This window comes from Methylibium sp., from assembly GCF_965279545.1.
Lineage (GTDB): Bacteria > Pseudomonadota > Gammaproteobacteria > Burkholderiales > Burkholderiaceae_C > Methylibium.
On the sequence record NZ_OZ257250.1, the window covers coordinates 4,109,867 to 4,132,561 of the forward strand.

At 66.4% G+C, this 22,695-nt stretch carries 28 protein-coding genes; 18 read left to right on the forward strand and 10 right to left on the reverse strand.

The genetic code is table 11. The annotated features are described in order from the left end of the window. The first annotated feature begins 3 nt into the window (after positions 1–3). The 10 genes from ACQY9S_RS19370 to ACQY9S_RS19415 all read left to right on the forward strand — a co-directional run bounded on the left by ACQY9S_RS19370 (position 4) and on the right by ACQY9S_RS19415 (position 8,137). A complete protein-coding gene (locus tag ACQY9S_RS19370; RefSeq protein WP_428421972.1) occupies positions 4–597 on the forward strand; it encodes a DUF2460 domain-containing protein in 594 nt (197 codons plus the stop codon). A 17-nt stretch (positions 598–614) separates the two neighbouring features. Continuing rightward, entirely contained in the window at positions 615–1,490 is an 876-nt protein-coding gene (locus ACQY9S_RS19375; protein WP_428421974.1) for a DUF2163 domain-containing protein, read from the forward strand. After that, positions 1,487–1,924, forward strand: a complete 438-nt coding sequence (locus tag ACQY9S_RS19380; protein ID WP_428421976.1) for a hypothetical protein — start codon at positions 1,487–1,489, stop codon at positions 1,922–1,924. The genes ACQY9S_RS19375 and ACQY9S_RS19380 overlap by 4 nt, the downstream gene beginning before the upstream one ends. Before the next feature lie 3 nt (positions 1,925–1,927). Beyond that, entirely contained in the window at positions 1,928–5,623 is a 3,696-nt protein-coding gene (locus ACQY9S_RS19385) for a phage tail protein (RefSeq protein WP_428421977.1), read from the forward strand. A gap of 77 nt (positions 5,624–5,700) precedes the next feature. Then, a complete protein-coding gene (locus tag ACQY9S_RS19390) occupies positions 5,701–6,066 on the forward strand; it encodes a tail fiber assembly protein (protein WP_428421978.1) in 366 nt (121 codons plus the stop codon). A gap of 87 nt (positions 6,067–6,153) precedes the next feature. After that, a complete protein-coding gene (locus tag ACQY9S_RS19395; RefSeq protein ID WP_428421979.1) occupies positions 6,154–6,567 on the forward strand; it encodes a hypothetical protein in 414 nt (137 codons plus the stop codon). Beyond that, positions 6,564–6,887: a hypothetical protein gene (locus tag ACQY9S_RS19400; RefSeq protein WP_428421980.1), complete on the forward strand. Its 324-nt coding sequence runs from the start codon at positions 6,564–6,566 to the stop codon at positions 6,885–6,887. Before ACQY9S_RS19395 ends, ACQY9S_RS19400 begins: the two co-directional genes overlap by 4 nt. Positions 6,888–6,894: 7 nt before the next feature. Continuing rightward, a complete protein-coding gene (locus ACQY9S_RS19405; RefSeq protein ID WP_428421981.1) occupies positions 6,895–7,257 on the forward strand; it encodes a M15 family metallopeptidase in 363 nt (120 codons plus the stop codon). Positions 7,258–7,334: 77 nt separating this feature from the next. Then, the gene (locus ACQY9S_RS19410) at positions 7,335–7,571 is read left to right on the forward strand and encodes a hypothetical protein (RefSeq protein ID WP_428421982.1); all 237 of its coding nucleotides are present in this window, start codon (positions 7,335–7,337) and stop codon (positions 7,569–7,571) included. Positions 7,572–7,573: 2 nt separating this feature from the next. Continuing rightward, positions 7,574–8,137 carry a hypothetical protein gene (locus ACQY9S_RS19415; protein ID WP_428421983.1) on the forward strand — a complete coding sequence of 188 codons (564 nt, stop codon included), beginning with the start codon at positions 7,574–7,576 and terminating at the stop codon, positions 8,135–8,137. A 3-nt stretch (positions 8,138–8,140) separates the two neighbouring features. Here ACQY9S_RS19415 and ACQY9S_RS19420 read toward each other — a convergent pair whose 3' ends face one another. The 4 genes from ACQY9S_RS19420 to ACQY9S_RS19435 all read right to left on the reverse strand — a co-directional run bounded on the left by ACQY9S_RS19420 (position 8,141) and on the right by ACQY9S_RS19435 (position 9,033). After that, on the reverse strand, positions 8,141–8,317 hold the full coding sequence (locus ACQY9S_RS19420) for a hypothetical protein (RefSeq protein WP_428421984.1): 177 nt from the start codon (positions 8,315–8,317) through the stop codon (positions 8,141–8,143). Next, positions 8,314–8,529, reverse strand: coding sequence for a hypothetical protein (locus ACQY9S_RS19425; RefSeq protein WP_428421985.1), 216 nt, complete (start codon positions 8,527–8,529; stop codon positions 8,314–8,316). Before ACQY9S_RS19425 ends, ACQY9S_RS19420 begins: the two co-directional genes overlap by 4 nt. Then, positions 8,526–8,756: a hypothetical protein gene (locus ACQY9S_RS19430; RefSeq protein ID WP_428421986.1), complete on the reverse strand. Its 231-nt coding sequence runs from the start codon at positions 8,754–8,756 to the stop codon at positions 8,526–8,528. The genes ACQY9S_RS19425 and ACQY9S_RS19430 overlap by 4 nt, the downstream gene beginning before the upstream one ends. A gap of 94 nt (positions 8,757–8,850) precedes the next feature. Further along, entirely contained in the window at positions 8,851–9,033 is a 183-nt protein-coding gene (locus ACQY9S_RS19435; RefSeq protein WP_428421987.1) for a hypothetical protein, read from the reverse strand. 559 nt (positions 9,034–9,592) lie between these two features. On the opposite strand from ACQY9S_RS19435, the gene ACQY9S_RS19440 reads away from it, so the two are divergent. Beyond that, positions 9,593–10,213: a c-type cytochrome gene (locus ACQY9S_RS19440; RefSeq protein ID WP_428421988.1), complete on the forward strand. Its 621-nt coding sequence runs from the start codon at positions 9,593–9,595 to the stop codon at positions 10,211–10,213. Between the two features lie 102 nt (positions 10,214–10,315). Here ACQY9S_RS19440 and ACQY9S_RS19445 read toward each other — a convergent pair whose 3' ends face one another. The 5 genes from ACQY9S_RS19445 to ACQY9S_RS19465 form a co-directional block, all read right to left on the reverse strand. Continuing rightward, positions 10,316–11,134, reverse strand: coding sequence for an ABC transporter permease (locus ACQY9S_RS19445; RefSeq protein WP_428421989.1), 819 nt, complete (start codon positions 11,132–11,134; stop codon positions 10,316–10,318). After that, positions 11,135–11,914 (reverse strand): ABC transporter ATP-binding protein, encoded by a 780-nt coding sequence (locus ACQY9S_RS19450; RefSeq protein WP_428421990.1) that lies wholly within the window; start codon positions 11,912–11,914, stop codon positions 11,135–11,137. A gap of 88 nt (positions 11,915–12,002) precedes the next feature. Further along, positions 12,003–12,998, reverse strand: a complete 996-nt coding sequence (locus ACQY9S_RS19455) for an XdhC family protein (protein WP_428421992.1) — start codon at positions 12,996–12,998, stop codon at positions 12,003–12,005. A 136-nt stretch (positions 12,999–13,134) separates the two neighbouring features. Then, positions 13,135–13,434 carry a hypothetical protein gene (locus tag ACQY9S_RS19460; RefSeq protein ID WP_428421994.1) on the reverse strand — a complete coding sequence of 100 codons (300 nt, stop codon included), beginning with the start codon at positions 13,432–13,434 and terminating at the stop codon, positions 13,135–13,137. A 128-nt stretch (positions 13,435–13,562) separates the two neighbouring features. Further along, positions 13,563–14,174, reverse strand: a complete 612-nt coding sequence (locus tag ACQY9S_RS19465; RefSeq protein WP_428421996.1) for a methyltransferase domain-containing protein — start codon at positions 14,172–14,174, stop codon at positions 13,563–13,565. A 234-nt stretch (positions 14,175–14,408) separates the two neighbouring features. Between ACQY9S_RS19465 and ACQY9S_RS19470 the strand changes: the two genes are divergently transcribed. After that, on the forward strand, positions 14,409–14,957 hold the full coding sequence (locus ACQY9S_RS19470; protein WP_428421997.1) for a hemerythrin domain-containing protein: 549 nt from the start codon (positions 14,409–14,411) through the stop codon (positions 14,955–14,957). On the opposite strand, the gene ACQY9S_RS19475 is transcribed toward ACQY9S_RS19470, so the two are convergent. Then, positions 14,905–15,753: an HDOD domain-containing protein gene (locus tag ACQY9S_RS19475; RefSeq protein ID WP_428421999.1), complete on the reverse strand. Its 849-nt coding sequence runs from the start codon at positions 15,751–15,753 to the stop codon at positions 14,905–14,907. The genes ACQY9S_RS19470 and ACQY9S_RS19475 overlap by 53 nt on opposite strands. A 287-nt stretch (positions 15,754–16,040) precedes the next feature. On the opposite strand from ACQY9S_RS19475, the gene ACQY9S_RS19480 reads away from it, so the two are divergent. The 6 genes from ACQY9S_RS19480 to ACQY9S_RS19505 are packed head-to-tail and all read left to right on the forward strand — an operon-like array spanning position 16,041 to position 22,590. Then, complete coding sequence (locus tag ACQY9S_RS19480) at positions 16,041–16,493, forward strand: type IV pilin protein (RefSeq protein ID WP_428422000.1); 453 nt, start codon at positions 16,041–16,043, stop codon at positions 16,491–16,493. Continuing rightward, the gene (locus ACQY9S_RS19485) at positions 16,487–17,014 is read left to right on the forward strand and encodes a GspH/FimT family pseudopilin (protein ID WP_428422001.1); all 528 of its coding nucleotides are present in this window, start codon (positions 16,487–16,489) and stop codon (positions 17,012–17,014) included. Before ACQY9S_RS19480 ends, ACQY9S_RS19485 begins: the two co-directional genes overlap by 7 nt. Next, positions 17,014–17,478 carry a type IV pilus modification protein PilV gene (pilV, locus tag ACQY9S_RS19490; protein ID WP_428422002.1) on the forward strand — a complete coding sequence of 155 codons (465 nt, stop codon included), beginning with the start codon at positions 17,014–17,016 and terminating at the stop codon, positions 17,476–17,478. Before ACQY9S_RS19485 ends, pilV begins: the two co-directional genes overlap by 1 nt. After that, positions 17,475–18,692: a PilW family protein gene (locus tag ACQY9S_RS19495; RefSeq protein ID WP_428422003.1), complete on the forward strand. Its 1,218-nt coding sequence runs from the start codon at positions 17,475–17,477 to the stop codon at positions 18,690–18,692. Before pilV ends, ACQY9S_RS19495 begins: the two co-directional genes overlap by 4 nt. A gap of 1 nt (position 18,693) precedes the next feature. Beyond that, positions 18,694–19,317 carry a pilus assembly PilX family protein gene (locus ACQY9S_RS19500; RefSeq protein ID WP_428422004.1) on the forward strand — a complete coding sequence of 208 codons (624 nt, stop codon included), beginning with the start codon at positions 18,694–18,696 and terminating at the stop codon, positions 19,315–19,317. A 51-nt stretch (positions 19,318–19,368) separates the two neighbouring features. Continuing rightward, positions 19,369–22,590 (forward strand): pilus assembly protein, encoded by a 3,222-nt coding sequence (locus ACQY9S_RS19505; protein WP_428422005.1) that lies wholly within the window; start codon positions 19,369–19,371, stop codon positions 22,588–22,590. Positions 22,591–22,695 lie beyond the last annotated feature (105 nt).

Below are 22,695 nucleotides of genomic sequence, written 5' to 3' on the forward strand. Positions count from 1 at the left end.
ACCATGAGCCAGGCTGTCTTCCCCACCTTCATCGGCCTCAAGTGGGGCGGCGTGCGCGCGCCGCTGTGGAGGACCACGCTGCGCTCCACGCCGAGCGGGCGCGAGTTCAGCACCCGCAACATGGTCACGCCGCGCTATCTCTACAAGCTCAGCTACGAGGTCCTGCGCGAGAAGGACGGCTTCAACGAGCTGCTCTCGCTCGAATCCTTCTTCAACCTGCGCAACGGCGCTTTCGATAGCTTCCTGTACCCGGACCCGGACGACAACGCCGTCACCGCGCACAGCTTCGGCACCGGCACCGGCAGCGCTACCGCCTTCCAGTTGGTGCGCTCGCGCGGCGGCTTCGTGCAGCCGGTCTATGACCTGGTGGCCGCGCCGCAGATCTACGTCAACGGCACGCTGCAGGTGTCGGGCTACACCGTCAGCGCCAGCGGCCTGGTCACGTTCAGCAGCGCGCCCGCGAACGGCGCCGCGCTCACCTGGACCGGCAGCTACTACTGGCGCGTGCGCTTCAAGCAGGACAGCACCGAGTTCTCTCAGTTCCTCTTCAACCTCTGGGAGGCGAAGACCGTCGAGCTGATCACCCGTAAACCGTAGCAGGCGCCTGCACAGTCATGAGAACTCCGCTCTGGGAATCGTCGGCCGGCGCGCTGGCGGCGCTGCTGAACTCGCGCACCGCGCTCACCGTGTTCGACCTCTACACCGTCACGCTGGCCGACGCCAGCGTGTACCGCTGGTCGGCCATGGACGTGCCGGTCACGGTCAACGGCAACACCTGGGTTCTCGGCCCGGGGGTCGAGCGCAGCCGCACTCGCTCGGCCATCGGCGTCAGCGTGGACACGCTCGATGTCAAGGTGGTGGCCGACGACACCGTGCTGGTCAACGGCACGCCGATCCTGCAGTACATCGCCAAGGGCGGCCTGCGCAATGCCCGCCTGCAGGTCGACCGCGCTTACATGGGCGACAACGACGCGGCAATCACCGGCGTGCTGCTGTGGTTCACCGGCCGCGTGGCCGAGACCACCGCCGACCGCGCGGAGGCGCGCCTCACCATCAAGAGCTCCAACGAGCTGCTCGACGTGATGGTGCCGCGCGAGGTCTACCAGCCCGGCTGCCTCAACACGCTGTACGACTCCGCCTGTGGCGTCAACCGCGCCAGCTTCACCGTCACCGGCAGTGCTACCGGCGCCAGCGATGCAACGCGCACCTCGTTCCCGCATGCGCTCGGCCAGGCGAACGGCTATTTCGACCTCGGCGTCGTCAAGTTCACGAGCGGCCCGAACGTCGGGATCTCGCGCACGGTCAAGCGCCACGTCTCGGGAACCCTCACCGTGCTCAACCCGTTTCCGTTCGCGGTCGCGAACGGCCATGCGTTCTCCATCGTGCCGGGCTGCGACAAGACGCGCAGCACCTGCATCAACAAGTTCGCCCGCGGCATCACCATCTTCCGCGGTCACCCCTACATCCCCGTGCCGGAGACCGTGCTGTGAGCACCGAGCAGGCGCAGCGCGCGGCGGTGGCCACCGAGGTGCTGTCGTGGCTCGGCACGCCCTACCACCACCACGCGCGCATCAAGGGCGTGGGCAGCGACTGCGCGCAGATCCTCTGCGCGGTGTTCGAGGCCGTGGGCCGCGTCGGGCACATCGATCTCGGCAACTACCCGCGGGACTGGCACCTGCACCGCAGCGAAGAACTGTATGAGCAGCTGCTCGAGCAGCACGGCGCGCGCCGGCTGCCGGAGGGCGTGGCGCCCCAGGTCGGCGACATCGCTACCTTCAAGTTCGGGCGCACCTACAGCCACGGCGGAATCTTCGTCGACGGCGAGACGCTGGTGCATGCCTACGTCAACGCTTCGGTGACCCTCACGCGCCTCAGCGAGGCGCCGCTCGCAGGGCGGCCCGCGCATTTCTGGACTCTCTGGTGACCCATGGGCGGCTCTACCACCATCTCCACCTCGGCCACGCGCATCGATGCGCTCAAACTGCAGAGCAGCGCCTATGGCGTGACGATCCCGCTGGTGTACGGCGTGGCCCGCGTGCCCGTCAACCTGCTCTGGTACAACGGCTTCAAGGCCATCCCGCACACCACCACGCAGGGCGGTGGCAAGGGCGGCGGCGTCAAGTCGCAGAACACCACGTTCACGTACACGGCCAACGCGATCCTGGCCGTGTGCCACGGGCAGATCACCGGCGTGCCGCGCATCTGGCGCGGCAAGATGATGCACGTGGGCGGCGTCACCGGCAGCCAGCTGCTCACCACCTCGCAGCTGTACACGCCGCCCTCGGTGGGCTCGTCGGTGACGGTCACCAATGCCGCAACTTTCACGGCGGCGGCCGGCGTGTCCGGCGCGCCGTATGGCTTCACTCAATACCTGTCGCCCGGCAGCGACTACACCTTCGTCAGCGGTGTCTTCACGTTGCTCAATGCGGCCTATGCCGGCGTGCAGCTCACGCTGCGCTATCAGTACACCACCGGCGGCATCAGCCAGACTGCGCTGCAGGAGCTGGGGCTCAGCTTCAAGTCGGGCGCCATCGGGCAGGCCGTGTGGAGCTTCCTCAACACCACTTACCCGAGCGAGGCGCTCAGCTACAGCGGCCTGGCCATCCTCACCGGCCAGGACTACGACCTGGGCGACGGTGCCCAGGTCGAGAACCACACCATAGAAGTGCAGGGCCCGCTGGCCTACAGCCTGGGCTCGACCATCCCCGATGTCGACCCGGCCGCGGTGCTGATCGACACGCTGCTGAACTCGCGCTACGGCGCCGGCTTCCCGGCGACGGCACTCGACGGCCTGCAGAGCTGGTCGGACTACTGCGTGGCCGCCGGCCTGCTCATCTCGCCGGCGATGACCACGCAGGTCAAGGCTGCCGAGATAGTGACCCGGATTGCCGAGCTCACGAACACCGCGCCCGTCACCAGCGGCGGCCGCCTGAAGATGCTGCCCTACGGCGACTCGGCCGAGAGCGGCAACGGCCGCACCTACACGCCCAACACCACGCCGGTCTATGACCTCGACGACAGCTGTTTCATCCCCGACGAAGGCGAACCGCCGGTAGAGGTGTCTCTCAAGACCGGCGCCGAGCTGTACAACCACGTCCGCATCGAGTTCCTGAACCGCGCCAACCAGTACAACCCGGAGACCGCGGAGGCGAAGGACCAGGCCGACATCGACGCCAACGGCCTGCGCTCCAAGGACATCGTCGAAGCGCACTGGATCGCCGATGCGGCCGTGGCGCGCAAGGTGGCGCAGCTGGTGCTGCAGCGCAGCCTGTACGTGCCGGCCGAGTACCGGTTCCGGCTGCCGCCGAACTACAACCTGCTCGAGCCGATGGACCTGGTCACGCTCACCGAGCCCGGCCTCGGGCTGAGCCTGCTGCCGGTGCGCGTGATCGCCGCCGACGAAGAGGGCGACGGCGACATGAGCGTCACCGCCGAGGACTACCCGGCCGGCGTGGCGAGCGCCGCGCTGTACGCGAGCCAGGTCGGCGCCGGCTTTGCGCACGACTACAACGCAGATCCCGGCAACGTCAGCACCCCGGTCATCTTCGAGGGCCCGGGCGAGCTTACGCCGGGCACCGGCCTCGAGGTGTACGTGGCCGCGCGCGGCACCGGCGCGAACTGGGGCGGCTGCCGTGTCTGGGTCAGCAGCGACGGCACGAACTACCGGGAGGTGGGGCGCATCAACGGCGGTAGCCGCTACGGCGCGCTCACCGGCCCGATCAGCGCCGGCAACCTGCCCGTCAGCGTGGTCGGTGGCCAACTGCTCAGCGGCAGCGCGGCCGACGCCGCGGCGCTGGCAACGCTGTGCTACATCGGCGGCACCACCCCCGAGTGGCTGGCCTACCAGACCGCCACGCTCACCGGCACCAATGCCTACACGCTCAGCGGCCTGAACCGCGGCGCCTACAGCACCGTGGGCACCAACGCGCACGCCACCACCGACCCGTTCGTGCGCGTCGACGACGCCATTGCCAAGAGCGGCCCGCTCGACAGCAGCCTGATCGGCTCGACACTGAGCTTCAAGTTCACCAGCTACAACGTCTACGGCGGCAACGAGCAGAGCCTGGCCGCCGTGTCGGCCTACACCTACACGCTGACCGGCCGGTTCTCGCCGAACGGCCGCGCAGTGCTGTTCCAGGCCGTGTCCAAGGGCGCCGCCGACACCGCACTGGTCAGCCTGCCCGGTTGCGCGCGGCTCACGCCCTATGTGCGCCACACAGGCGCCGCGCGCTCCTACTCGCTGGCAAAGTTTGATCGTGCGACCGGCGCGCTGTTGCTCGCCAGGGCATACGACGTGTATGGCGTCGGTGCTGTCGGCGGCTACACCGCGGCCACCCTCGCGGCCGACCTCAATGCCTGCACCACGGCGCACATCGTCGCCGTGACCACGTACGACGAGCCCAAGCTCAACCGGCTCACCTCGGGCCTCGAGGCGGCCATGTACCGCTGCGGCGCCAGCAAGGGCGTGTTCGGCAGCCCGCAGTTCAAAGCGCAGTCCGCCTACGTGCTCGTCGGCATCGGCGGCTGCGGCGAGGGCAATGGCTTCGAGGCCTACAGCGGCAGCGTCGACAGTGACACGAACGCCTGGTGCGACGTGGCGTTCGAAATCACGCTGGGCCAGCTCATCGTCACCGGCTCGCGCGCCACGCCGCGCACGCTGGCCGACTACAGCTACACCGGCGACCTCAATGCCACCACCGACCTGGCGCTGGTGGCCACGTCGGGCGCCGATCTGGCCGGCAACACCGCCGTGAAGACGGGGGCCACCAGCGCCTGGGACGCGAGCGTATACAGCCGCGACGGCTACACCGGGGGTGCCTATGCCTCGGGCGTGGTGATGGCGACAAACAAGAACGTGGTGTTCGGGCTCAGCGCGAACCCGACCGGCAGCGTCAGCCACACGGGCATCGACTACGGCATCAACCCATCGTCAGCGGGCGGCCTGTACGCCGACGAGCTGGGCTCGACGACGCTGATCAACGCCACCTATGCCGTCGGCGATGTGCTGGCGGTGCTGTATGACGGCGTGACCGTCAAGTGGACGCAGAACGGCAATGTGCGGCGCACGCTCGCGGTGGCGGCGGGCTTGAAGCTGTATTTCGATTCGTCGCTGTTCCACACCGGCGCGCAGATCGGTGGTGTGCGCTTCGGGCCGATGGGGGGCAGAGCGACTGACCCACTGTCTGCATACACCGCCACGCAGACTTACTCTTTTGGAGTCCCCAGCGATCCAGGCGTGCGCGTGAGGATCGCCCCCCAGACCCTGTCATATGTCAACGACTCCGGCATTGCGCTGCCGATCGAAATCACCGCCAGCTGCTCGCAAAAACTGACCCTCGATGCCGGCGCCGCGAGTCCCGTCGATGCCTACACCAACCTGGCCTATTCACTGGACGGTGGGAGCAGCTACACATACCTCGGCGCGTTCCCGACGACGCCCGCGGTCGCGCCGGGCAGTTCGTACTCGTTCAACGGTGCGTTTGTCGCCTCGGTCGTACTTCCGATAGGCGCAACGCTGTATGTGCAGCTGTTCACCAGCTACAGCTACTTTTCAGCCAACGTCGGCCATGGCAGCTTGCGGACCGATGACGCATTGATCCGCATCGCGGCCATCAAACGATGAGCATCTACAGCATTTTCGACCCGGGTACTGGCCACTTCACCGGCCGACAGATCTCCGGCTCTGAGTCCGAGCTCGCCATGAACATCCCCAGTGGCCTCGCGGCACGGGAGGGCGTTTACGACCACCTTAGCCAGCGCGTCGACCTGATCACCGGCGCCGTCGTCGATTGGCAGCCCCCCGCGCCGGCCGACACCGAGTTCGAAACCTGGGCCTGGGACGCCAAGACCCGCCGCTGGCTGAGCACGCCAACCGAGGCGGCGATCGCGCGCGACGTGCGCACCGAGCGCGACCGCCGCCTCGCCGCCTGCGACTGGGTCACTGCCCGCGCCGTGGAGCTGGGCGAGCCCGTGCCGGCGGCCTGGGCCGCCTACCGCCAGGCGCTGCGCGATGTTCCGCTGCAGGCGGGCTTCCCGAGCAGCGCCGAGTGGCCCGCGCCGCCGTAGCCTGCGTCCATCCCGGCGCCGTACAGGCGCCTGTACCTCCGCCCGCCCGTGGCAGCACCGGCGGGCTTTTTCTTGCCGAGACAGTCGATGAATCCGAACCCTACGCAGCTCGACATCGTGACGGTGGCGGTCGCACTGGCCGCGGTGCTGTTCACGTCCGACACGGCCGGCTATATCGGTCCCTACATCGTGATCGCGCTCGCCGCCGTGCTGGGCGGCTTCTGGAGCGCAACGCAGCGGCCACCCGGCACGCGGCTGGGCGTGCTGGGCCTGCTGCTCGGCACGCTCGTTCTCGCGTTGCTGGTCACGGTGCCGATCGCCGAGGTGGCGGCGCAGCGTTTCGGCACGCACATGTACTACTGGCTCGCACCGGTGGCGCTGGTCATCGGCGGTATCGGTTCGCGGTGGCCGCTGGTGTTCCTGTGGGGGCTGGGTCTCGGCAAGCGGGTGGTCGAGGCCATGGTCGACGCGTTCTCCCGCGCGAAGGGGGGGCAACCGTGAACGACACCGAACTGCTCGTGAGGCTGGCCTACGTCTGCGTCACGGGGGCGCTGCTCTGGTCGATGGTGTGCCGCGTCAACAAGATGAGCGCTGCCACCACGAAGCGCTGGGTGCGTGCCCTGTACGCCCTCGTCGGCGCCGCGGTGTTCGGCGCGATGACGCTCCCGTTCTGGCGGCACGACTGGGCCCAGTGGGGCGCACTCACGCTGGCCTGCACCCACCTCGTCACCACCGTGGCAAACAGCAGGGCCTGGCGCTACGGCCCGCCCGAACACGCGCGCAGCCGGCCGGCGCCGCTCGATCCAGCCCCTGAACAGTGAGGCACCCATGCAACTCAACGCCCGCAGCGAAGACCGCCTCAAGGGCGTGAACGTGGATATCGTCTCGGTGGTGCGCCGCGCCGCCGAGATCACCACCGTCGACTTCGTGGTGACCGAGGGCCTGCGCACCCGCGAGCGCCAGGCCGAGCTGTTCGCCGCGCGCGCGACCCGCACGATGAACAGCAAGCACATCGTCGGCCGCGCCGTCGACCTGGCGGCCGTGGTCGGCAGCGAGGTGCGCTGGGACTGGCCTCTGTACCACCACCTGGCCAGCGCCATGAAGCTCGCCGCCGGCGAGCTGGGCATCCGCATCGCCTGGGGCGGCGACTGGGTGTCGTTCAAGGACGGGCCGCACTTCGAGCTGGCGTGAGGGCCTTGGCCCCGCGCTTTCCGGTTTTCTCAACCTGCAGCGATTGACGCTGTACCACTCCATCGAAAGGAAACACCATGACTGTCCGAGCAAAGTTCAAAGTCCAGTCGATCACCCGCACCGCCAGCTGGAACGGCCCTGGCGAAATGCAGACGATCAAGCTCAACCCGGTCACCTCTGGTAGCGACGAGAACAAGGCGTTCTTCGCGGCCACTCCCGGCGGCAGCATTGACCTCAGCGTGGTGCCCAAGGAGGTCGGTGACCAGTTCGCCATCGGCCAGGAGTTCTACGTCGACTTCACGCCGGCGGGCTGACCATGCCCTGGCGCTGGCTTCTCCGCGTGGCCGGGCCGCCAGCGCTGCTGCTCTCGCTGTTGGGCCTGCTCTGGTGGGGCGCCTCCCACGCGCTCGACCAGGTGCGCAGCGAAGCGCACGCCGCTGGCCAGCGCGACGTGCAGCAGCGCTGGGACGCGGCCGAGCGCACGCGCGCCGAGCTGGCCCGCCAGGCCGAGGCGGCGGCCCGCGTGATCGAGCACGAAGACTGGCGCCGCAACGAAAGGATCAAGGATGAACAGATCAGGCTTCAGTCGCTGCAGTCGACTGCCCTCGCTGCTGCTCGCACTGAGCGTGACGGCCTGCGCGTCGACCTCGCCGCCCTCGCCGCCGAGCGCGCCCGCGATCGCGCAGGGAGCACGGATCAGCAGGCCGCCGAGCGAGCTGATGCAGCCGCCACCCTCACCGGAAAGCTACTTGATCAATGCGCAGGGCGACGCGAAGAAGTGGCGCGAGCAGCTGGAGACCTTGCGCGCCAGGTGATCGGGCTGCAGGCCTGGGCGCGGTCGGCGCTGGAGACGTGCGGGCCGGCTGAGGCGCCGCCGTGAATTTCACTTCGGCTCCGGCGCCTCGTCGATCTGGTCGCGCATCCACGGCGCGCCGCCGAGGCGCTCGTATTTGGCGCGCTGCGCCGCCGTCATGCGCACCTCCACGCGCTCGGTCTGGCGCTGATCGTCGGGGATGCGCGGGCGGCCGCGGGGCCGTTTGTCGGTGTCGGGTGTGCTCATGCGCGATACGTGGAGCCGACCAGTGGGGCCGGCTCGCCGTCACGATTGGCGACGTTGTAGGGAAGGTGCGTGTAACTGACGCCGCTCGGGCCTTGGCAAAAGCGCGCGCAGTCCTCGGACTTCAGGAAGTGCGCCAGTACCATGCCGTCGAGGTCAAGCGCAAGATGAATGATGGTGGTGGTCATGTTGATCGTCTCGGATACGGTGCTCATTGCAGCGTGGCGCGAATGGCCGCTGCCAAGTCGTCGCCGGCCATCAGCGTTGGGCCGCGCGGCTGCAGTCCCTGGCAGATCTGCGACGTGGTGCCGTTCGGGTGGACTTGATGCACGTAGCTGCCGACACACACGAAGGTGCGGACCATCGTCGTGTCTTGCTCGCCATCGAAGTAGGCCTGCTCCACTTGGACGGCGCCGTTTTCGAGGGTGGTGATCTTGGTCATGTTGCGCTCCGTCGTGTTTGCCGTGTCGATGTGTATTAATGTACGGCAACTAATGAAGCGGCGCAAGTCTTTTTTGTACGGTGACAATGTAAAGTTAGGCCTTCTTCTCTTCGCTGTACTTCTTCAGCGCCTCATATAGGTAGGCCGGGATCGGCTCCCACGCTTGCTCATGCACGTCGCACTCCACGCGCCAAAAGTAGGCGTCGCCTTCTCGCTTCGCCTCGAGGCACCCGCGGTAGTTTCCGGCTTCTTCAAAGATCAGAACTTCTTCAGTCATCTCGTTCTCCGGTTCGCCACACCTGTCGCGCTCCGGCGGCAGGCCTAACTGATCGGTCGAGGCGACGCCTTGCGGCGTCGCGGTTGTGGTGTGCGAAGGCGCTCCTCACCTCCAACGTTGGGCATGGGGCATCGTAGCCCGCTGGCTGCACCCTACAGCCGTATCCGTCTCCGGGTAACATTGCGAGTCCCCGCAACCAAAGAACACCGGTTCCGGCCGACATCAAACGCCCACTTTGCAGTGGGCGTTTTGCTTGGTGGCTCCGCATCGACTTGCCTGCAGATTGAGCATTGGTCCATCGGCCCGAGCAGCGGTCGAATCGGATCGAGGTGTCCGCGCAGACACTCGGCCGCCGACGTCAAGCGTCCGATCGGCACTCCCATTGGCGGAAGTGCTTCTCGCTGTGTTCAGGTCGGCAGCACGTTTCGACGGCATCGACATCGATGAACGTCGGTCGTTGTCACACGCCGTTCGCCGCTTCTTGATGGCCGTCAATCGCAGGCCGATGTCTTGCGTCAAGAATCCAGATGAGTTTTCAACCGCTGACGGGGGTGGACCCATGCGATCGATGCAAGGCAAGTTCGCGCTGCTGGTCGGCGCAGTCGTCACGGCAAGTGCTGCGCTGGCTCAAGATGTGCCGACCGAGCAGGAAGCCGTGCGCCGCGCCATCCATGTCTGTGCGGCTTGCCACGGTGACGGCGGTCGCAGCCAGACCGCGTCGGTACCGTCGCTGGCCGGCCAGATGCGCCAGTACACGATTGCCCAGTTGAAGGACTTCCGTTCGCAGACGCGCGCGGAGACGGGCACGCGCGCCTACATGTGGGGGGTGTCTGCACTCCTTGATGACGCGATGATCGTCGGCCTGGCCGACTACTACGCCGCGCAAGCGCCGGCCGGAGGCAAGCCTGGCAAGCCGGCGCTGGTCCAGACGGGTCGCAGGATCTTCGTCGAAGGTGCTCCGGCGCGTGGTGTACGCGCTTGCGCCTCATGCCATGGCAGCGGCGGCGAGGGGGCGGCCGGCTTTCCCCGCTTGGCGGGCCAGCGTGCCGACTACGTGTATGGGCAACTCAAGGTGTTCGGTACCCAGCTGCGGTCGCACGGTGTCGTGATGCAGGGCGAGGTCAAGGCGATGACGCCGGCAGAGATGCGCGCGGTGGCCGAGTACGTGCAGTCGCTTTGACCTGTTGCGGGTGTCCGAAGGGCGCCGCCTGGTAGCTGCTTCGCCTTCCACGGCGGCGATGCGGATGCCGGGCCGGTGCTGCCGGCGAGTGCGCAGGCCTGCTTACCGAGAGCCGTCGCGGCGCGGCATCTCGCTCTCGTGCCAGTGGCCGAGCACCCACTTCGAAAGTCCCGAGAACACCAGGAAAATCGCCACACCCAGCAGCGACACCAGCAGCAGCGCGGCGAACATCAGGGGTGTTTCGGTGCGGAAGCTCGCCTCGAGAATGCGCGAAGCCAGGCCGGTCTCGCGGCCGGCCGTGCCGGCGGTGAACTCCGCCACCACCGCGCCGATCAGGCTCAGCCCGCCGGCGACCTTGAGTCCCGCCATGAAGTAGGGCAGCGCGCTCGGCACCAGCAGCAGGCGCAGCCGCTGCCAACGCGTCGCGCGGTACAGGGTGAACAGATCGCGCAGCCCGGCGTCGGCACTCTTCAGGCCGATCGCGGTGTTGGCCAGGATGGGGAAGAACGCGACGATCCATGCGCACAGCAGCAGCGCCAGCGTGGTGTTCTCGACGTAGATCAGGATCAGCGGTGCGATCGCGATGATCGGCGTGACCTGCAGCACCACCGCGATCGGGAACAGCGCGATTTCCACCCAGCGCGACAGCGCGAACGCCACCGCCAGCAACACGCCGCCGAGCACCGCCGCGCCGAGCGCCAGCAGGGTCAGCTTGACCGTGAACCACAGCGAAGGACCGAGCGAATCCCAGTGCTCGACGAGCGTCGCGACGATCAGCGACGGTGCCGGCAGGATGTAGTGCGGGATCTGCCGGACGCGGACGACCAGCTCCCAGGCGAGCAACACCGCTGCGATCAGGACCACCGGCAGCGCCAGGCGCAGCCAGCGCTCCGGCAGGGCCCGGACGCGCCGGCGCGCCACTCAGGCGGACTCCGCACCCACGCCCACGACGGCGCGGCGCAGGGCGCGCGAGACCGCGACGCACTGCTCCCCATAGCTCGCCGAGTTGCGGAAGGCTTCGCCGCGCGGGCGGGCGGCGTCGATGCGGATCTCGCCGTGGATGCGACCCGGTGGCGGCCCCATCACCAGGACGCGGTCCGCGAGGTAGACCGATTCGTAGACGCTGTGCGTCACGAACACCACGGCGAAGCCTTGCTCGGCCTGGATCGCGAGCAAATCGTCGTTGAGCTTCAGGCGTGTCATCTCGTCGAGTGCGGCGAAGGGCTCGTCCATCAGCAGCAACCGGGGCCGCGTGACCAGCGCCCGCGCGATCGACGCGCGCATCTTCATGCCGCCCGACAGCTCATGCGGGTAGGCCTGCGCCGCGTGCGACAGACCGACGCGCTCCAGTGCACCGGCGATCGTGGCGTTGGCGCTGGCCAGCGTCCGGCCCTGCAGGCGCAGCGGCAGGAACACGTTGTGGGCCACGGTGGTCCAGGGCATCAGTGTCGATTCCTGGAACACGAAGCCCAGTTCGGGCGCGTGCCCCTGGGCCGGCCACGCCAGCGTGCCGGTGGCCGGCCGCTCCAGTCCGGCGATCAGCCGCAAGGCCGTGCTCTTGCCGCAACCCGAGGGGCCGAGCACGCTGACGAACTCCCGCGTGCCCACCTCGAAGCTCAGGTTCTGAAGTGCGAGATTGCCGTTCGGATAACGCATGCCGACCCGAAGCAGGCTCAGCAAGGGAGCGGCAATGGTGTCCATCCGGTCAGGGTACTGGTGGCGTGGCGGCAAGCTCCGGGGCGGCGACGGGCAGGCCGTTGTCGCCAAGCCCGCGCCTGCCCGGCCTGCCTCAGGCTTGCATTGTGGTGGCCGGCACCGACACCGAACCGGTTTTCTTCTGAGCCAGATCGACTCCGTGGCGCACCGCGATCACCTCGGCCAGGATCGCCACCGCGATTTCGGCCGGCGTCCTGGCGCCCAGGTGCAGGCCGATCGGCCCGTGCAGGCGGTCGATCTCGGCTGGCGACAGATCGAACAGCGCGAGTCTTTCCTTGCGCCGGGCGGTGTTGCCGCGCGAACCCAGCGCGCCGACATAGAAGGCCGGCGACTTCAGCGCCTCGAGCAGCGCCAGGTCGTCCAGCTTGGGATCGTGCGTGAGTGCGACCAGCGCACTGTGCGGGTCGAGCCGCAGCTCCGCCACCAGGTCGTCCGGCATCGCCGTGCTGAAGCGGCTGCCCGGCAGGTCCCAGCTCAGGTGATATTCCTCGCGCGGGTCGCAGCAGATCACTTCGAAGTCCAGCGCCAGCGCCATGTGTGCCAGCACGCGCGACAGCTGGCCAGCGCCGATGATCACCAGCCGCCAGCGCGGTCCGAACAGCGCGCGCAGCGTCCGGCCGTCGAAGCTGAAGGTCTCGCCACGCGACGCCGGCTCCAGCGTCACGCTGCCGCTGGCCAGATCGAGCCGGCGTGCCACCAGTTCATGGCGTTCGGTGCGGGCCAGCACCTCGTCGATCCATGCGGCTGAGCTCAACGGCTCCTGCAGCAAGCGCAGGTTGCCACCGCAGGGCAGGCCGAAACGCGCGGCTTCTTCCTTGCTCACGCCGTAGTTCACGAGCGAAGGCGTGGTCACGCGTTCGCCGTGGCGCACGCGGTCGATCAGGTCGTCTTCGACGCAACCGCCCGAGACCGAGCCGACCACCCGGCCGTCGTCGCGCAAGGCCAGCAGTGCCCCGGGCGGGCGCGGCGCCGAGCCCCAGGTCTCGAGCACCGTGACCAGCCACACGCGCCGGCCCGCTGCGAACCACCGGCGGGCCTCGGTCAGCACTTGCAGGTCGAGACTGTCCATCATGAACCCGCGGGTGTGAGAGTGGGGCGGCTTTCAGTGCCTCGGGCGTGGCCGCAAGACGCCGACACCGAACCTCGACGGACAAAGCGCTTCAAGAGCACTGCGCAGGAACTGTCGTCCCGCGCCGGGCTGCCTGTCAGTCGGCGCTGCTGTCGCTGGTTTCCGCAGCAGCAGCGGCAGCTGCTGCTGCCGCGAGCTTCTTGCTGCGCGGGTTCTTCTCGCACAGCGGCTCGCACACTGGCTGGCTGCGGCCCAGCACCTTTTGCATGGTGCGGCGGTTCGGCGGTTGGTGGGCGCCGCAGAAGAAACAGGACATCGTGTTCGTCGCGCCCGAGAACGCGCCAGGGCGCGGCGAGAACGGCGAGCCCGGGGCCTTGCTGGTGTAGCGAAGTCCGTCCTGCTGGATGCGGGTCGTTGTGTCTTTGCGTGAGGCCATACCGCTATTGTCTCAGGCTCTGGCCTATTTTGTCGGCACGGGGCAACCCGCAGCACCGAAAGCCCGGGTTTCAAGGTGTGAAGGACCGCCAGATCCCGACGCAAGGGGCGGTGTGCGCCGTCTGAGGATCAACGTCGGGTCAACACCAGCGCCAACTCCGCCCAGCCGCTGGCCGGGTGCGGGACCCGGGGATACGGTGGGGGCGGCCATTCCCAGCAACTGGCCGGCAGCAGGGCACGCAGCGCGTTCACATCCACGTGATAGGGCGGGCCTTCGATCAGGCCCAGGCCGGCACCGTCGCGGTGCGCCTGCATCGCCAGCAGGGCGAGCCGGCCGCCCGGACGCAGCCAGGCATGCAGCTGGGCTGCGTAGATGACCCAGTGATCGGGGTGCAGGGCGCACAGGCAGGTCTGCTCGTACACCCCATCGAGCGGTGTTTCGGGTTGCCACGTCAGCACGTCGGCCTGCACCACCTCGGCCACCAGGCTGGCGGCGGCAAGCCGGTCGCGCGTCAGGGCCACGGCGCCGGGTGCGTAGTCGATCGCGGTGACCGTGAAGCCGGCACGTGCGAGCAACTCGACCTCGTGACCGCTGCCGCAGCCCGGCACCGCAATGCGCCCGGGAGGCAGCGTGCCGTCGTTCAGCCAGACGGAAAGCTGCGGACTCGGCGCGCCGCGGTCCCAGGGCAGTTGCCCGGCGTCGAAGCGCTGCTGCCAGAAGGCGATGTCGGGGCCGCTCATGCAGCGCAGTCTAGCGGCCTGAACGTTTCCCCCGGCGGGGGAGACAGCACCGGCCGGCCACCCGACAGGCCCCCATTGCTTAGCAAATCGGTAAGGGCACGCTAGGCGCGATTTAGCAACGCGGCCGGGTTCCGCTTCCTAGACTTCTTTCCGTGGCCCAGGGCACCACCTCATCGGCAACAAGGCGGGCCCGACCGGGGTCTGCCGGCCCACCAGACCCACGCGAGACCCACCATGCAAGACATCCTGAATGCGCCGACCCGCGCCACTCCCACTGCCCAGAGCGCGCCCCGCGTCGACCTGTACGCGCCGATCCACAAGGCCCTGCGCAGCTTCACGGGCGACACGCTGGCCCGCGCCGGCCGGCTCGACACCGACGATGCCGAAGAGTTCTCCATCACGCTGGGGCAGCTCGACGTGCTGCTGGCCCTGTGCGCCAGCCACATCGCGCACGAGAACGGCCATGTGCACCCGGCGATCGAGGCCCGCGAGCCGGGCGCTGCGCAACGCATCGCGCACGAGCACCAAGACCACCTGCAGGCGATCGACGATCTCGGCTGCGAAGCCCGCGCGCTGCGAGGTGCCCCGGCGTCCGAGCGGCCGCTGCGTGCGCTGCGCCTGTACCGCCACCTGGCGCTCTTCATTGCCGACAACCTGCAGCACATGCACATCGAGGAAACGGCGCACAACGCCGCGCTGTGGGCGCGCTACAGCGATGCCGAGCTGGGGGTCAGCCGTCGATGGAGTGCACCAGCGCTTCGGCCGCGCCGGGCGACAGGTTGAGCAACTGGGCGATCGCCGCCAGGTCGTCGGGCACCGCGGGGTTCTGCCACCCGCGCAGCGGATCCTCGGTGTGGCGCGCGAGCCGGATCGCCAGGACCACGTTCTGCACCTGGGGCTGGGCCGCCTGGCTGTCGTCGGCAATGCGCACCAGCAGATCGGGCAGCGCCCACGCATGCATCAGGGCTTGCTGCAGCGTGAGCAGGTCGATGTTCAACAGCTGACGCTGCGCCAGCTCGGAGCGCAGGCTCGGGTCGGCCTGTTGGCGCCGGGCGATCTCGAGCGCCAGCGCGGGCGCGTGGCACCACAGCAGCATCTCGGCGAAATCGTGCAGCAGTGCGACCAGCTGCAGCACCTCCGCGTCGCCGTCCATGCGGTGCACGGCGAATGCCACCGAGAAGTTGGCGGCGCGGTGAGCCCGCCGGATCACCCGCTGCAGGCCCGCGAGCGCTTCCGGCTGGCTTGCCAACTGCACCTCGACCTGCGGCAGGCCGCTGAAAGCGCCAAAGAATGGGCCGATGCCCATCATCACCAGCGCTGCGGTGACGGTCTCGGGGCCACCGCTGTCGCCGCTACCGCGCTGGCGGCGCAACTGGGCGACGGTCGCCAGCAGCCGCAAGCTCATCAAGGGGTCGTGCCGAACCGGCTCGACCAGCTGGTGCGCGTCGACATCGCCACGCATGGCCTCGACCCGCTCCAGCAACTCCAGCTCTTCGGCCGTCGCCGCCAGCACCGGGATCGGCGCGTCGCTGAACCACGCGGTCCAGGCGGCCAGGTCGGGTAGGGGGTGGGTGAGCATGGCGCGAAGTGCCCGCTGGGCGGGGTGGTTTGGGGCGATGCGTTGTTATCGGTCAGAGCTGAAGAAGCTGAAGAAGCTGAAGGTGATGACGCACGGCCGCCGGCAGCCTTGCAGGTGAAGGTCGTGTCGACGCCTTCGATCCCCGGTGATGCAAGCGCGTGCATTCCTTCACGCCAACGGCGAGTCGATCGAAGAACGGTCGACCAACGGCGGCTGGTGTCCGACGACCGGTCCGATGCGATCGGAGGTGTCTCGCAATAATTCGGCCTACGAAAGGGCCTCACGCCATGAGCTTGTCTTCTTCACTGCGCTGCCGCGATCGAGGGTTCACGTTGATCGAGTTGATGATCACCGTGGCCGTGATAGGCATCCTGGCGGCGGTGGCCTATCCGAGCTACACCGACTACATCCGCCGCGGCAAGATTTCGCAGGCCACGAGCGATCTCAGTGCGATGCGGGTGCGGATGGAGCAGTACTACCAGGACAACCGCAACTACGGCCTTACTGGCGGCACTGCCTGCGGAGCGGCTGTCCCGACAACGCCATCGTTCACGTTCACCTGCGCTGCCAGTGGGACAGGCAACCAGGCTTTCCTGATCACGGCAACGGGCACGGCTGCCGGCGGCATGAGCGGCTACGAGTTCACGATCAATCAAAGCAACGCGCAGCAGACGACGCAGTTCGCAGGAACGACTGCGACGGTCAACTGCTGGATGAAGCGTCAAGGTGACACGTGTTGATCGGCTTGGCAACGCCTGCCCACGTGCGGCACCGCAGCGCGGGCTTTACGCTTATCGAGTTGATGGTGGTGATCTCTATCGTGGCCATCAGTGCGGCGCTCGCTGCGCCATCATTTACGCAGATGATTGCGAACTACCGGGTTCGCAGCGGTGCCGAGAGCATGTTGAACGGGCTGAATCTCGCGCGCGCCGAGGCGGTGCGACGAAATTCCCCCGTCCGATTCGCGATCGTGGTTGGTGGCTCGGGCTGGAGCGTCAGCCAGATATCGCCGAGCGAGGTGGTGCAATCGCGGTCGAACAACGACTCACCCGGTCTTACTGTCGCGTCCAGCAACTCCAGCACGAGCGTGGACTTCTTGCCCACGGGGCTCGTTCAAAGCAGCGGCACGCAGCTGACGCAGATCACGGTGTCGAGTAGCACCACCGGCACCAACACGCGCCGCATCAACATCTTTGGTGGCGGGTTGATCCGCATGTGCGACCCGGGCGTTGCCACCGCCAACGATCCTCGGAGGTGCTGATGGCAGCTCGATCGCATTTTCTGCAACGTGGCCGGCAGCGTGGCTTCACGTTGATCGAAATCCTGGTGGCGCTCCTGGTGTTCGCCTTCGGTGTGCTCGGTCTGGTGGGTCTGCAAGCCTCAGCCATCAGCTTTTCGACCGACGCCCAGGTGCGTGCTGATGCGACGTTCCTGGCGGACCAGCTTTTTGCGCGCATGCTGATTTCGGACCCCAGCATGGCGGCAAGCTTTGCGCATTACGCGACGGGTGCACCGTGTGCGCCAACCGGCTCCGCATCAACGAACGCGGTGGTGCTCGACTGGCTCGACGAGGTCATCCGGATTCTGCCGAACGCCGCCGAGGCGTCTCAGCAGATCATTGTCGATGCCACGACCGGGCAGGTGACCGTGGGCCTGTGCTGGAGCAACGGCCCGAATGGCGCGTCCCACCAACTCGTCGTGCGAAACCAGGTGCAGTGGCAATGAAGCAATCTCGTTTGAATTTATGCGCGGCGTCTTCGTGCGGCCGTGAGCACGGCTTCACGATGGTTGAGTTGATGGTGGCGATTGCCGTCGGACTGATCGTCACGTTGGCAGTCACAGGCGCGGTCCTGACCATGGGGCGCCAGTTCAGGATCACAGGCGCGAATGTGGCTGCACAGGGCGGTGCGCAAATCGCACTTTCGCTGATGGACGAGGCAGGCCGCTCAGCCGGCGTGGGAATGTTCAGCAATGGCCAGGCGCTGTGCCCGACATTGAACGCGTGGTACGGGGGGACGATCCGGTCCAACGGCGCGGTGTTCATGCCGGCCCGAATCACCGATGGTGGAAGCAACACAGCCTCTGACACCGTGACGTTCACCGGAACAAGCGCTGCAGGTGCGCTGTCCGGCACCCCGGTGCTCGACAACACGACCGCTACATCGGTTCGCGTCAGCAATGCGGGCAACCTTCAGCTAAACGATCTGGCCGTCATCGGCGCGCCAGGATCGAACCAACCCTGTTCCTTGTTTCAGATCACAGCCACGCCGACAGTCGGTACCGCGTGTGGCGGTAATGCTACAGGGTGCAAGACGCTGACACGCGCGGTGAACTCGACATACAACCCTGGAGTCGGCACCTTTACCACCGAGCCGAGTTTTGGTTTCTCGACTGCTGGAAGTGTGTATGGGCCAGCGGTTGTGAACCGCCTTGGCACCGAGTTTCGGCAGGATGCATTTGCGGTGCAATGCGGCTCTCTGGTTCAGTACAACGCCTTCACCACTGCAGCATTGCCAGCGTGCACTGCCGTTCCGCTCGGTTTCGATGCGGCGGTCAACCCAATCGCCATGGATGTCGTGCTGATGCACGCGCAATACGGCATCAGCAGCAGTTCGGCCAGCGACATCGTGACCGGATGGGTCGATGCGACTGGAACGACTTGGGCTACCCCAAGCGCTGCCGATGCTGGTCGAATCAAGGCGGTGCGTGTGGTCCTCGTGACGCGTTCCAAGGAGCCCGATAACACCAACGTGACGGCGGCCGCGTGCACGAACGAAGGAGGCGTCGTGAATACCGGTCCATGTTCCTTCGCGGACGCCGGCGCACCGGTCATCGACCTCAGCGCCGTCAGCGTGCCTACAGGGCGAACCTGGCGCAATTTCCGCTATCGCGTTCATCAGGCCATCATGCCTTTACGCAACGTCATCTGGAGCAATTGAGATGCGCTATTCAAGCTCTCTGCTGCGTGCTCGGCGGCTTGGCTATCATGCCAGTCGTCGTCAGCAAGGCATGGTCTTGCTGGTGGTCCTGGTGGTCCTGTCGCTCATGTTCCTGGCAGGCCTGGGTGTGATGCGCGCAGCCGACACCGGCAATGTGATCTCTGGCAATTTTTCTTTCCAGCAGGCAGCTACGCAAGCGTCCGATCGGGCGCTGACCGATGCCGTGAATGCGCTCGCCACGGTGGTCATCGGGGGCGGCGGAAACGCTGATGTCAACAATCGCTATCTGGCCCTGCAACAAGCGACGGTCGATTCGCACGGTGTGCCCAGTTCGATCAACTGGGCGAACGTGAGTTGTGCCGATCCGGCCGGCGCCGCGATCAGCGATTGCAGTTCCGATGTTGGCAACTACCGCATCCAGTACGTGATCGAGCGCAGATGCTCCAGCAATCCGGACATGGCCAGCGTCGACGACATCCGTGCCAAGTGCGAGTACGAGCCCAGTTCGACGGCGCTGTCAGCGGGAAGCATTGCGTTGCGCTATCGGGTGCTGATCCGCGTGCGCGGGCCGCGTGGGACCGACAGCTGGTTCGAAGCCATGGTGTCCGGCCCTGCGTCGACTTAAGCCTGCAGCGTCCGAGCCAACAGACAAGCTGAGATATACGGGAGAGTCAACATGTCGAACTTGATGCGAAAGCCCACAGGCGTCCTGAAAGCAGGCATCCGATCTGCGCTGCTTCTCACGGCCGGGCTCGCGTCGGGCTGGGCTCTGGGGCAGACCATCAGCGATGTACCGCTGGCCGTGAAGAACAATGTACCCCCGAACCTGATGTTCATGATCGACAGCTCGGGTTCGATGAATCACATCGTGCCGACCGGACCGTATGACGTGGACACGACCTACATGGCAAACTGCCCGTCAGGAGATCTGGTGCCCTCGGGACAGCAGATCGACGTCAACATCGCGACCAGCGGCACAGACAGTGGCAAGCCGCGATTCCGCTACAACAACACCAACTACCTTCATACCACCGTGGCGTCCTCCGGAGGCAAGTGCTTCCAGAGCAATGTGCTCTACTCCGCCTACCTGAATGGCGGCGAGACAGATGGCAATTTAGGTTCGGCTGCCGTCTACTCAGGCAACTATCTCAACTGGTACTTTGGCAATTATGGTGGTTTGCCGATCAGCGGCTGGGGTACTGCACGCAAGCCTCTTGGCGGAGGCAGCCTCGTTCGCACGCGTACGGAGGTCGCCAAGTCGTCCGCGAAAGCGGTGCTCGATGGGTTGCCGCTCAATATCAGTGGCAGCACAGCGCCGGCCTTGCGCGTCGGCCTCAGCAGCTACAACGGTGACGACGGTGGAAAACTCAATGTGGCTATCGGTGATCTGAACGCAGCCAAGAAGACCGCGATGAATTCCGGGATCGATGGAATTGCAGCGTCCGGCTACACGCCCTTGGCGGAGGCCTTGGCCGATATCGGGCGCTATCTGTCGTCCGGCTATGGCGGTAACGTATCTGTAAAAGGCGCGAACGTCGATATCGACACGGTGTTCCATCAGAACAGTCGCAATTCGTGTCTCAGCGGTGCGCCGACCTGCAGAACGGCGTCGGTGGCGGACCAGCCTATTCAACGGTGGTGCCAAAGGTCGTTCACGTTCTTCATGACCGACGGTCTCTCTACGCAAGACATAGCCTTTTCCAACAACACCTATCTGCGTGACTACGACGGAGATTGCTCGGGTGCCAACGCAGCGAACTGCACCGGCAGTTATGACCGCAAGTTGAACCAGACCTACGAAACAGGCTTGAACGGCTCCGACTATCTCGATGATGTGGCTCAGGCCTTGTTCGACATCGACCTGCGCCCCGACTTGGTTGCGCCTGACGGGAAAACTAAGAAGAACAACGTCGTTACCTACACAATCGGTTTTGCGGACGAGGCGGTGCAGAACGATCCGTTGCTGACAAGGGCCGCACAACAGGGCGGAGGCAGGTTCATTCCCGCGCAGAACGACGTGACGCTGACACAAGCGTTCCAGAGCGCCCTGACCGATGCGTTTGCCAAAAACGCCGCTGCGGCGGCCATTGCGGTAGCGAATGCGCAGATCACCGTCAACAACATCGGCTACGCATCGAGCTACAACTCGGGCACCTGGTACGGCGACGTTGAGGCGTATTCGATGGATACGACGACAGGCCTGCAGACTGGCGCGACGCAATGGTCGGCGCGCGACAAGCTCAATACGCTGACGGAGGCCGGACGCAAGATTGCTTCGTTCAACGGTTCGGTCGGCTTGCCTTTCACCGCAACCAACTTTGGTGGTACGCCCGCCACGCTGACCGCGGGCGTCGTCAACTACATCCGCGGGGTACGCATCGGCGAGGGTTCAACCTACCGGACCAGGCAGCACCTGCTCGGCGACATCATCAATGCCGAGCCCGTGGTCGTCACTTACTCCAGCGGTTCGCCGCCGTCCGCCTACCCGGTTGTCTACCAGGCTGGGAACGACGGAATGCTGCACGCCTTCGACGGCCAGATCGCCGCCGGTGCGGCCACGCGCGGCCAGGAACTATGGGCCTATGTGCCGCGGCTCGTTCATTCAAAGTTGCATCTGCTTGCGGACCCGCTCTACAACCACCAGTACTTCGTCGACGGCACACCGGCCACCGCCGAGGTCACTGGCGCCGGTGCCATGCGCCTGCTCGTGGGCGGGTTGGGCAAGGGCGGGGCCGGCTACTACGCGCTCGACATTACCAGTCCCAATGCCGCGGACGAGGCTGCGGTTGCCGCTAAGGTGAAATGGGAGTTCAAGCCCGCGAACATGGGCTATTCATTCGGGACGCCGCTGATTGTCAATACCGCTGCGGGCTGGCGAGTCGTCCTCGCCTCCGGCTATGGCAATAGCTCGAAGCCCGGCGACCTGGGCGGCAACGGGCAGGGCTACGTGTGGGTGCTCGACCCCGCGACCGGGACCGTTCTATCGACCATGACCACGGGGGTTGGCTCGGCGACGAACCCCTCCGGTCTGGCGCACCTTGGCAGGCTTGCCAACTCGACGGCCAGCAGTGTCGTTCGCTATGTGTACGGCGGGGATTTGCTGGGCAACGTGTGGCGGTTCGACCTCGACACCTCCGCGGTGGTGAAAATCGCGACCGTAACGGACGGCACGGGTGCCTTCCAGCCGATTACGACGCCACCCACCGTGGGGCCGATCTCGGGTAGTAGCAGCAAGGTCTTCGTGTATGTTGGTACCGGCCGCTATTTTGCGGACGAAGACGTGCCGGGCAATGCGGGGGCCAACATCTGGTCCAGCCAGCGGCAGTCGATGTATGGAATCGTCGAAGACACGTCCGTCGCGGCGCCGACCTTGCCCAACATCCGGGGCACGAACGGCGCGGCCTGCCCGGCCGATGGTGGCACTGGCGATCTCGTGTGCCAGTCGACTACCTACAACACCACCACACAGCTGTTCAGCGCGACGACCAATGCGGTGAGCACGACGACAAGGCGCGGCTGGTACGTTGACTTGGCGCCCACCGTGCTTGCTGGAGGGCGCATCAACGGCGCTTCGGCGCTGACAACCGGTGGCACGCTGGTTTTCGCGGTCAACATTCCCACGAACGTTGTGTGCGACCCCGGTGGAAGCAGCTACTTCTTCCAACTCAACGCCACCACCGGTGGAGCCATCGTGCGGGTTCAGGGAGGGAACAGCTACTACGATGCTGGCGGTTTCCTCGCGAACGCGCTGAGCAGCCGACCACAGATTCTGGACACAGCGGCGGGCAAGCGAGCGGTGTTCCGCGAGTCCGACAAGACCACGGAAAGCAAGCGGGTCAACGAAACCGAAACGCTGACTGCACCATGGCGTCGCATTTACTGGAGGTCACTCAATTGAGGTGAGCACGCCAAGATGGAAAAAGGCGCCGTGAGGCGCCTTTTTGCTTCCTGAAACGCCACCTCTGCAAAGTGCATCAACTTGCCGCTGTCCAACTGATCGATG